Genomic DNA, 8,462 nt, shown 5'->3' on the forward strand with positions numbered 1-8,462 from the left:
GTCATCGCGCCAGCCGCTCCAGCACGGTGGCCAGCGCCGCCGCGCCGGCTTCGACGTCGCCGGCCTCGGCGAACTCCTCCGGCGAGTGGCTGATCCCGGTCGGGTTGCGCACGTAGAGCATGCCGGCCGGGACGAACCCCGCCAGGATGGCCGCGTCGTGCCCGGCGCCGGTCGGCAGCTCCGGCGGCCCGCCGAGCCAGCCGCCCAGGTCACGCCGGAGGGCGTCGTCGAAAACGACGTCGCCGGAGTAGGACTCTCGCGTCACCTCGACCCGGCAGCCTTCCTCCTGCGCCGCGGCCGACGCCGCCCGGCTGACCTCGGCGACCAGGCCCGGCGTGCCTTGGCCGGGCACCCGCGCGTCCAGCCAGAGGTCCACTGTGGACGCGATGACGTTGGTCCCGCCGGGGGTCGGCACGAGCCGGCCGACGGTCGCCCGCGCGTCCGGCACCTTCGCGGCCAGCCGCCGCACGGCCGTGACCGTCGCCGCGGCGGGCAGCATCGGATCCGCGCGGTCGGCGAGCAGCGTGGCGCCGGCGTGGTTTCCCTGTCCCGCGAAGGAGAACCGCCAGCGCCCGTGCGCGATCACCGTGCTGCCGACGGCCACCGGCGAGCCGAGGTCGATCAGCCCGCGCCCCTGCTCGACGTGGAGCTCGATGAAGTGCCCGATCCGGTCGAGCCGCTCGGTGTCCGGGCCGATCCGGGCCGGGTCGACGCCCGCCTTTCCGGCCGCTTCGGCGAACGTCACGCCGTCGGCGTCCCGCAGGCCACGCGCCTTGTCGGCGTCGATGGTGCCGGTGAGCAGCCGCGACCCCAGGCAGGGAACGCCGAACCGGCCGCCCTCCTCCTCGGCGAACACCACGACGGCGAGCGGCCGGCGCGGCCGGAACCCGTTGCCCTGCAACGCCTCGACGGCGGCCAGCGCGCTCACCACGCCCAGCGGGCCGTCGAACGCACCGCCGCCGGGAACCGAATCGAGGTGGCTGCCGGTGACGACGGCGTTGCGCCCCGGCGGCCCCCACCAGGCCCAGATGTTGCCGTTGCGGTCGGTCTCGACGTCCAGCCCGAGCCCCAGCGCACGCTCGACGAACCACTCCCGCAGGTCGTGCTCGGGTGCGTCGAAGGCGTGCCGCGAATAGCCGCCGCGCTTCGGGTCGCGCCCGACGTCGGCGATCTCCTCCAAGAGCCCCGAGGCGCTCACTCCGCTTCCCGCATCGGCACTCGCACACCCCGCTCGTCGGCGACCTCGGCCGCGCGATCGTAGCCCGCGTCGACGTGCCGGATGACGCCCATGCCCGGGTCGTTGGTGAGCACCCGCTCCAGCTTCTGCGCGGCGAGGAGCGTCCCGTCGGCGACGCTGACCTGGCCCGCGTGGATCGACCGGCCCATGCCGACGCCGCCGCCGTGGTGGATCGACACCCAGCTGGCCCCCGAGGACGTGTTGACCAGGGCGTTGAGCAGCGGCCAGTCGGCGATCGCGTCGGAGCCGTCGGCCATGCCTTCGGTCTCGCGGTACGGCGAGGCGACGCTGCCGGAGTCGAGGTGGTCGCGGCCGATGACGACCGGGGCCTTCAGCTCGCCGCTGGCCACCATCTCGTTGAACCGCAGGCCCGCCAGGTGGCGTTCGCCGTAGCCGAGCCAGCAGATCCGGGCGGGCAGGCCCTGGAACGCCACGCGCTCGCCGGCCAGCCGGATCCAGCGGGCGAGGGATTCGTTCTCCGGGAACAGCTCGAGCATCGCGCGGTCGGTGGCCGCGATGTCCTCGGGGTCGCCCGAGAGCGCCGCCCAGCGGAACGGGCCGTTGCCCTCGCAGAACAGCGGCCGGATGTAGGCGGGCACGAAACCGGGGAAGTCGAACGCGCGCTCACAGCCGCCGAGCTTGGCTTCGCCGCGCAGGGAGTTCCCGTAGTCGAAGACCTCGGCACCGCGGTCGAGGAAGCCGAGCATGGCCTCGACGTGGTCGGCCATCGACTCGCGCGAGCGGTCGGTGAACTCGTCGGGCTTCTTGGCCGCGTAGTCGTGCCAGTCGGCGACGTCGACGCCCTTGGGCAGGTACGACAGCGGGTCGTGCGCCGACGTCTGGTCGGTGACGATGTCGACCTCGACGCCGCGGCGCAGCAGTTCCGGCAGCACCTCGGCGGCGTTGCCGACGACGCCGACCGACAGCGGGCGCTTCTCCTGCTTCGCCTTGGTGACGCGGGAAATCGCGTCGTCGAGGTCGTCGGCGACCTCGTCGAGGTAGCGGGTTTCGACGCGGCGGTGCGCGCGCTGCGGGTCGCATTCGATGACCAGGGCGACGCCGTCGTTCATGGTCACGGCGAGCGGCTGCGCGCCGCCCATGCCGCCGAGCCCGGCGGTCACGGTCAGCGTGCCTTTCAAGGACCCGCCGAACTTCTTCTTCGCGACGGCGGCGAACGTCTCGTACGTGCCCTGGAGGATGCCCTGGGTGCCGATGTAGATCCACGAGCCCGCGGTCATCTGCCCGTACATCGTCAGGCCCTGCTGCTCGAGGCGGCGGAACTCCGGCCAGGTCGCCCAGTCGCCGACCAGGTTCGAGTTCGCGATGAGCACGCGCGGCGCCCACTCGTGCGTGCGGAACACGCCGACCGGCTTGCCCGACTGCACCAGCAGCGTCTCGTCGACGTCCAAAGTGGTCAGTTCGCGGGTGATCGCGTCGAAGCTGGCCCAGTTGCGGGCGGCCTTGCCGGTGCCGCCGTAGACGACCAGGTCCTCGGGCCGCTCGGCGACGTCGGGGTCGAGGTTGTTGTGGAACATCCGCAGCGCGGCTTCGGTCTGCCACGACTTGGCGGTGAGCCGGGTGCCACGGGCGGCACGGACGACGCGGGACTCGTGGTTCATCAGGCCTCCAGACGGGCGGCGTCGAGGACGGCGCCGGAGCGGACGAGTTCTTCGGCGGCCGCGATCTCGGGCGCCAGGTGGCGGTCGGGGCCGGGGCCCGCGACCTTCGTGCGGAGCAGGTCGCGCACCGCGCCGGTGACCGGCGACGGCTCCAGTGGCGCGCGGAAGTCCAGCGCCCGCGCGGCCGTCAGCAGCTCGATGGCCAGGACGGTGGTCAGGCCGTCGACGGCCTTGCGCAGCTTCCGCGCGGCCGACCAGCCCATGGAGACGTGGTCCTCCTGCATGGCGCTGCTCGGGATGGAGTCGACGGACGCCGGTACGGCGAGCCGTTTGAGCTCGCTGACGATCGCGGCCTGGGTGTACTGGGCGATCATGTGGCCGGAGTCGACGCCGGGGTCGTCGGCGAGGAACGGCGGCAGGCCGTGCGAGCGCGCCTTGTCGAGCATCCGGTCGGTGCGGCGCTCGGCGATGCTGGCGACGTCGGCGATCGGGATGGCCAGGAAATCGAGGACGTAGGCGACGGGCGCGCCGTGGAAGTTGCCGTTGGATTCGACGCGGCCGTCCGCCAGGACGACGGGATTGTCCACGGCGGACATCAGTTCGCGCTCGCCGACGAGTTCGGCGTGCGCGAGGCTGTCACGCGCGGCGCCGTGCACCTGCGGGGCGCAGCGCAGCGAGTAGGCGTCCTGGACGCGGTTGCAGTCCGGGCCGCGGTGGCTCTCGACGATCTTCGAGCCCTGCAGCGCCTGCCACATCCGGGCCGCGGACTTCGCTTGGCCGGGGTGCGGGCGCAGGGCCTGCAGGTCGGCGGCGAAGGCGCGGTCGGTGCCGAGCAGGGCCTCGACGCTCATCGCGGCGGTGAGGTCGGCGATGTCGAAGAGCCGGTGCAGGTCGGCGGCGGCGAGCAGGAGCATGCCGAGCATGCCGTCGGTGCCGTTGGTGAGCGCGAGGCCCTCTTTTTCGGCGAGCACGACCGGCTCGATGCCCGCGTACTTCAGCGCTTCTTCCGCCTTCATTACGTCGCCGCGATACATCACTTCGCCCTCACCCATGAGCGCGAGCGCGACGGCGGCCAGGGGTGCGAGGTCGCCGGAGCAGCCGAGCGAGCCGTACTCGTGGACGATCGGGGTGATATCGGCGTTGAGCAGGGCCGCAAGCGTTTGCGCGGTGCCCGGGCGGACGCCGGTGTAGCCGCTGGCGAGGGTGCGTAGCCGCAGCAGCATCAGCGCGCGGACGACCTCGGGTTCGACGGCGGGTCCGGCGCCGGCGGCGTGCGAGCGGATCAGGCTGCGCTGCAGCGCGGTCCGGCTCTCGACCGGGATGTGCCGGGTGGCGAGCGCGCCGAAGCCGGTCGAGACGCCGTAGGTGGGCGTGACGGCGTGCGCGAGGTTCTCGATGTGCTGACGGGTCGCGGCGAGGTTCTTCTCGGCGGCGTCGGTGAGCCCGACGGGCGCGTGCCCGCGGACGACGTCGACGACCTGGGCGGCGGTCAGGGGCTCCGGGCCCAGGAGCACTTTTTCCGGCATGGGCCCATTGGACATCGTCCTTCCCGCTGGTGGCATGCGTCGACGAGTGGTTCTGTCTGGTATCCCAGACGCTAAGCTCAGGCCATGGGCGACAGCAGCGAAGTCCCGGCGCTGCGCCGCGGGCTGGCGGTGCTGACCCTGCTGGCGACGCGGCCCGGCCCGGTCACCGCGGCCGCCATCGCCCGGGAAGCGGGACTGCCCCGCTCGACCACGTACCACCTGCTCAACGAGCTCGAAGCGGCCGGTTTCGTCGTGCACCTGCCCGCCGAGCGCCGCTACGGCCTGGGCATCGCGGCGTTCGAGCTGGGCTCGGCCTACCTGCGCCACGATCCGCTGGAGCGGCTGGCCGGGCCGTTGCTGCGCAAGCTCGTCGACCGCGTCGGGCACACCGCCCACCTCGGCGTCCTGCACGGCAACGAGTCGCTGTACCTGATCAAGGAACGCCCGGCCCGGCCGGAGACACTGGTGACGGAGGTCGGCGTCCGGCTGCCGGCGCAGCTGACCGCGTCCGGCCGGGCGATCCTGCGCCGCCTGCCGCCCCCGCACGTCCGCGCGTTGTTCCCGGCGGCGTCGGCGTTCGTGCTCCGCACCGGCCGCGGCCCGCGCACGCTGGCCGAGCTGCGCCGCACCCTCGACGCGGAACGCCGGCTCGGCTGGTCGGTCGAGGACGGCCACGTCACCGACGGCTTCGCCTCGGTGGCCGCCCCGGTCTTCGACCACGGCACCCGCCCGCTGGCCGCGATCAGCGTCACGCTTCGCCACCACTGCACGACGGAACCGTGCACGGAGACGTGGCCGGACCTGGCCGGCGAAGTGGCGACGACGGCGGCCGAGCTCACCAGCCGCATCGGTGGCCACCCGGCCTGACCTCCGGCGCAGGCCGTCCGGGGGTCGCGGCTGCTGCGATCGGCGCAACTGTCACCGAACGGCTCGATTCCACTCCGGTGGGTGATTACCGTAGCTGGGGCTGCGGTTTCGAGGGACACCGATGGATGACGCACGCGTGAAGAAGGCCGGTTTCGGTGCGGTGCTCGCCGTCGCCGAGTTCCGGGCGATGTGGACCGCCGAGCTGCTGTCCGTCTGCGGCGACCAGCTCGCCAGGGTCGCGCTCGCCGTCCTCGTCTTCCAGCGCACGTCCTCGGCCGCGCTGACCGGCCTCACCTACGCCCTGACGTACGTGCCTTCGCTGCTCGGGGGCATCCTGCTGGCCGGCGCGGGCGACCGGTGGCCGCGGCGGGACGTGATGGTCGCGGCCGACCTGGCGCGGGCCGCGCTGGTCGCGGTCATCGCCGTTCCCGGCGTCCCGCTGTGGGTGCTGTGCGTGCTGGTCGCGGTGATGACGGCGCTCGGGGGGCCGTTCAAGGCGGCGCAGCAGGCGCTGCTGCCGTCGATCCTGGCCGGCGAGCGGTACCTCGTCGGGATGGCCCTGCGGAACGTGACGATGCAGGGCGCGCAGCTGGCCGGGTTCGCCGGGGGCGGCGCGCTGATCGCCGCGTTCACCCCGTCCGCGGCGCTGGCGTTGGACGCGGCGACGTTCCTGCTTTCGGCGTTGTTCCTGGTCACCGGCGTCCGGCGGCGAGCGGCGATCGCCGGGGCGGTCCGGCCGGCCTGGCTGTCCGCGACCGGCGCGGGTATCCGGCTGATCTGGCGTGACCCGGCGTTGCGGACGTTGGTGGCGCTCAACTGGTTGGCCGGGTTCTACGTCGTCCCGGAGGCGCTGGCCGCGCCGTACGCGGCCGGGATCGGCGCGGGCGCGACGCTGGTGGGGCTGCTGATGGCGGCGGACCCGGCGGGCAGCGTGCTCGGCGGCGTCGTGTTCGGCAAGTGGATCCCGGAGCACGTGCAGGTCCGGGTGCTGGGCCGGCTGGGGATCGTGGCCGGGCTGCCGCTGGTGGTGTTCGCCTGCCGGCCCGGCCTGGTGGCGTCGGTGGTGCTGCTGGCGGCGTCCGGGCTGGTGGCGACGGGCTACAACATCCAGGGCACGGTCTCGTTCATGCGGCGGGTGCCCGACGAGCACCGGGCGCAGTGCGCGGGGGTGAATTCGGCGGGCCTGATCACCGTGCAGGGGCTGGGCGCGGCCGCGGCGGGCGCGCTCGCCGACGTGCTGGGCCCGGCGCACACCATCGCCGTGGCCGGGGCGGCGGGTGCCGCGGTGGCCGTGCCGATCGCGAGGGCGTGGCGCCGGGTCGGAGTGGTGGGGCGATGACCTCAGTTGTCGCGTCCGCACATGGTGCGCCTCCCTTCACGACCCCGGGCCGGACCGGCTCCGTCACCGGCCGGACACCATGAGTATGCGGACCGGGAGCGGGATCGCGCGCCCTGGGCCGCGCATTCGTGACGTCCTCGTGGCGCCGCGGCGCTGGGTGCTGTGGCGCCAGGGTCCGCGGGTGGTCGTTTATTGCCTGGTCAGCGAAGTGGTGGCGGTGGTGCTGACGCTGCGCCCGTCCCCGATCGCGGTGGACCGCCGGACGCTGTCGATCCTGGTGGTGCTGCTGGTTCTGGGGGTGGCGCAGTCGGAGTCGGGCCGGCGCGTGGAGCGGATCCGCCGCCGCGTGTCGGGGACGCCGCACATCAACATGACGTCGGTCTGGACGTTCGCCGGCGTGCTGCTGCTGCCGCCGCTCCTGCTGGCGGTCCTGGTCGGCGGGTTGTACGCGCACCTGGCGGTCCGCAGCTGGTACCGCCTGCAGCGGGTGCCGGTCTCCCGCACGGTCAGCAACGCGGCGATCATCGTGCTGTCGTGTTTCGCGGCCCAGTCGGTGCTGCGGGTTTCGGGTTTCTCCGACGTCCGCTCGGCGATGGCCCGCAGCTGGGCGGGGACGTTCGCGATCGCGGCCGCGGGGGTGGCGTTCTTCGCGGTGAACGCGCTGCTGGTTCTCCCGGCCCGCCGCGAGGTCGGCCGGACCGCGGAGGCGTTGTTCGGCACGTGGTCGGACAACGGCCTCGAGGTGGCGACGTTGTGTCTGGGTGCGCTCAACGCGGTGGTGCTGGCGACGTTGCCGGGCCTGGTGGTGCTGGTGTTCCCGCCGTTGCTGTTGTTGCACCGGACGGTGCTGGTGAAGCAGCTGGAGGTGGCGGCGCACCGCGACGAGAAGACGGGTCTGTACAACACGAGCGGCTGGCACGCGCTGGCGGAACGGACCTTGGCGGCCGCCGCGCGCCAGGGGGGTACGTTCGGGTTGCTGATGCTGGACTTGGACCACTTCAAGCAGGTGAACGACACGTACGGCCACCTGGCGGGTGACGCGGTCCTGAAGGCGGTGGCCCAGTCGATCATCTCGGCGGTCCGCGGCCGGGGGGACGCGGTGGGCCGGTTCGGCGGCGAGGAGTTCGTGGTCCTGCTGCCGGGTATCACGCAACCGGACATCGGCGCGGTGGCGGAGCGGATCCGCCGGGCGATCAGCGCGTTGCAGGTTCCGGCGGGCCGGCTGTCGATCACGGGCCTGTCGGTCTCGATCGGCATCGCGGTCTACCCGAAAGCAGGCGCTTCGCTACAGCGCCTGCTGGACGCCGCGGACACGGCGCTCTACCACGCGAAGGCGACGGGCCGGAACAAGGTGGTCCACGTAGCAGACCTGGCGTGAGGGGTCAGGCGGTCCGCTGCCGCCGTCCGGCGTCGAGGCCGAGCATGGCCAGCAGTTCGGCACAGTCGTCGACGTCGGAGGAGTGTCCGGCCACGGTGAGCACGGCACGATCGTTCTGTTCGCCGAGCCGTACTGCCTCTTCGGCCCGGATAACGCCCATCCGGCTGTCTTCATCATTGGCAAGGGAACTGCCACTACGCCGGGCCCAGGTCATCTGGCCACCTACTTCCGACTCCACGGGTGCGGAGCCATGGTCGGACCCCAAGCATGACATTGACACGAATTTCACCCACAAGTGGCCCCCACCACAGCCCCCAAAAACCCCAACCAAAAACCCAAAACCCCAGGTGAGCGCCCCCACCGACGCACCCCGTCCCCGCCCCACCCGCCGGACTCCCCCCGCCCCGCCCCGCCCCGGCCTCTCGTCTGACTCACCACCGAACGCAACCACCCGGGGGGTCCAGGGGGCGAAGCCCGCCCTGGCGGGGGTTTGGGG

The 8,462-nt window shown here is 72.9% G+C and carries 7 protein-coding genes; 3 read left to right on the plus strand and 4 right to left on the minus strand.

Features of this window, described 5'->3' with window-relative positions; translation table 11 throughout:
* Position 1: 1 nt before the first annotated feature.
* Genes ACFVYA_RS14910 through hutH form a run of 3 tightly spaced genes read right to left on the minus strand, consistent with a single transcriptional unit; the run spans position 2 to position 4,382 of the window.
* The gene (locus tag ACFVYA_RS14910) at positions 2–1,198 is read right to left on the minus strand and encodes an allantoate amidohydrolase (protein ID WP_387045267.1); all 1,197 of its coding nucleotides are present in this window, start codon (positions 1,196–1,198) and stop codon (positions 2–4) included.
* Positions 1,195–2,856 carry a urocanate hydratase gene (hutU, locus tag ACFVYA_RS14915; protein ID WP_387045268.1) on the minus strand — a complete coding sequence of 554 codons (1,662 nt, stop codon included), beginning with the start codon at positions 2,854–2,856 and terminating at the stop codon, positions 1,195–1,197. The genes ACFVYA_RS14910 and hutU overlap by 4 nt, the downstream gene beginning before the upstream one ends.
* Positions 2,856–4,382: a histidine ammonia-lyase gene (gene hutH, locus ACFVYA_RS14920; RefSeq protein WP_387045270.1), complete on the minus strand. Its 1,527-nt coding sequence runs from the start codon at positions 4,380–4,382 to the stop codon at positions 2,856–2,858. The genes hutU and hutH overlap by 1 nt, the downstream gene beginning before the upstream one ends.
* A gap of 84 nt (positions 4,383–4,466) precedes the next feature.
* On the opposite strand from hutH, the gene ACFVYA_RS14925 reads away from it, so the two are divergent.
* The 3 genes from ACFVYA_RS14925 to ACFVYA_RS14935 all read left to right on the plus strand — a co-directional run bounded on the left by ACFVYA_RS14925 (position 4,467) and on the right by ACFVYA_RS14935 (position 7,966).
* Positions 4,467–5,249, plus strand: a complete 783-nt coding sequence (locus tag ACFVYA_RS14925) for an IclR family transcriptional regulator (protein WP_387045272.1) — start codon at positions 4,467–4,469, stop codon at positions 5,247–5,249.
* 121 nt (positions 5,250–5,370) lie between these two features.
* Positions 5,371–6,588, plus strand: coding sequence for an MFS transporter (locus tag ACFVYA_RS14930; RefSeq protein WP_387045275.1), 1,218 nt, complete (start codon positions 5,371–5,373; stop codon positions 6,586–6,588).
* Between the two features lie 139 nt (positions 6,589–6,727).
* Positions 6,728–7,966, plus strand: a complete 1,239-nt coding sequence (locus tag ACFVYA_RS14935; protein ID WP_387045283.1) for a diguanylate cyclase — start codon at positions 6,728–6,730, stop codon at positions 7,964–7,966.
* 4 nt (positions 7,967–7,970) lie between these two features.
* Here the strand turns inward: ACFVYA_RS14935 and ACFVYA_RS14940 are convergent, their stop codons facing one another.
* Positions 7,971–8,180 (minus strand): hypothetical protein, encoded by a 210-nt coding sequence (locus ACFVYA_RS14940; protein ID WP_285988617.1) that lies wholly within the window; start codon positions 8,178–8,180, stop codon positions 7,971–7,973.
* Positions 8,181–8,462: the final 282 nt, after the last annotated feature.

The organism is Amycolatopsis sp. NPDC058278, assembly GCF_042881395.1.
Taxonomy (GTDB): domain Bacteria; phylum Actinomycetota; class Actinomycetes; order Mycobacteriales; family Pseudonocardiaceae; genus Amycolatopsis.